General features: G+C 68.0%; 2 protein-coding genes and 1 pseudogene. All 3 read left to right on the plus strand.

Annotated features, from left to right (window positions below):
* Positions 1 to 432, plus strand: a pseudogene (locus tag ACWC9T_RS41775) (potassium-transporting ATPase subunit B); the annotation flags it as partial.
* 13 nt (positions 433 to 445) lie between these two features.
* Entirely contained in the window at positions 446 to 1,063 is a 618-nt protein-coding gene (kdpC, locus tag ACWC9T_RS41780) for a potassium-transporting ATPase subunit KdpC (protein ID WP_449826245.1), read from the plus strand.
* Between the two features lie 169 nt (positions 1,064 to 1,232).
* Positions 1,233 to 1,657, plus strand: a 425-nt coding sequence (locus ACWC9T_RS41785) for a histidine kinase (protein ID WP_449826246.1), incomplete at its 3' end; no start/stop codon positions are given.

Consider the following 1,657-nt stretch of genomic DNA (forward strand, 5'->3'; position numbering starts at 1 on the left):
GCGGCCAAGGAGGCCGGCAACATGGTCGACCTGGACTCCAACCCGACCAAGCTGATCGAGATCGTGGAGATCGGCAAGCAGCTGCTGATCACCCGTGGCGCGCTGACCACGTTCTCGATCTCGAACGACGTGGCCAAGTACTTCGCGATCATCCCCGCGATGTTCGCCGGGGTCTACCCGGGCCTGAAGCACCTGAACATCATGGGCCTGCACAGCCCCCAGTCCGCGATCACCTCGGCGATCATCTTCAACGCCCTGGTCATCATCGGCCTGATCCCGCTCGCGCTGCGCGGCGTGAAGTACCGGCCCTCCGACGCGAGTTCGCTGCTGGCCCGCAACATCGGGATCTACGGCGTCGGCGGTCTGGTGGTGCCGTTCGTCGGCATCAAGCTGATCGACCTGATCGTCCAGTTCATCCCCGGTCTGAGCTGAGAGAACGAGAACCATGCCCACCATCGTGCGCACCCACCTCACCGCGCTGCGGGCGCTGCTGGTGATGACCGTCCTGTGCGGCATCGCCTACCCGCTGCTGATCACCGGCATCAGCCAGGTCGCCTTCAGCGACAAGGCCAACGGCTCGATCGTGAAGTCCGACGGCAAGGAGGTCGGTTCCAGCCTGCTCGGCCAGAACTACAACCTGCCCAAGGCCAACCCGGACGACCCGAAGGAGGAGCCCAAGCCGGACCCCAAGTGGTTCCAGCCCCGGCCCTCCGCCAACAACTACGCCGGCGACAACTCGGGCGCCAGCAACCTCGGCCCGAACAGCGACGACCTGCTCAAGGCCGTCAACGACCGCCGCGCCGCCGTCGCCGCCTTCGACGGCGTCGACCCGGCGAGCGTCCCGGCCGACGCACTGACCACCTCCGGCTCCGGCCTCGACCCGCACATCTCCGTCGCGTACGCCAAGGAGCAGGTCAACCGGGTCGCCAGGGAACAGAACATCCCGTCCGAGACTCTGAACCAGCTGGTCGACAAGTACACCGAGGGCCGCTCGCTCGGCTTCCTCGGTCAGGAGGGCGTCAATGTCGTCCTGCTGAACAAGGCCGTGAGCGAGGCGAAGTGATCTCCTCGGCACGCTGAGGATCGGGACCGACCCGGGCGCGGTGGACACACCTGCCGCTTCCGGGTCGGTCGCCCGCTTTTCCCGTCCGCCTAGCGAGGCACCTCACCTCTCCGCGTGGAAGTCGACAGCACGCCCGTACCGGCACCCTTCGTCAGAAAGCGCAACGCCCATGTCCCCTGACCTCACCCCCGGCACCGTGCACCGCCGCGGACGGCTGCGGGTCTACCTCGGCTCGGCTCCCGGCGTCGGCAAGACGTACCGGATGCTGGACGAGGCGCACCGGCGGCGGGATCGCGGGGCGGATGTGGTCGTCGGCTTCATCGAGACCCACGGGCGCAAGCACACCGCCGGGATGCTCGACGACCTGGAGGTGGTCCCCCGTGTCCGCCGGCACTACCGGGACACCGAGTTCGAGGAGATGGACGTCGACGCGGTGCTCGCCCGCCGCCCGGCCGTCGTCCTGGTGGACGAGCTGGCGCACACCAACATCCCCGGCGGGCGGCACGCCAAGCGCTGGCAGGACGTCGAGGAGCTGCTCGCCGCCGGGATCGACGTCATCACCACCGTCAACGTCCAGCACCTGGAATCGCTGAA

This window comes from Kitasatospora sp. NPDC001159, from assembly GCF_053598235.1.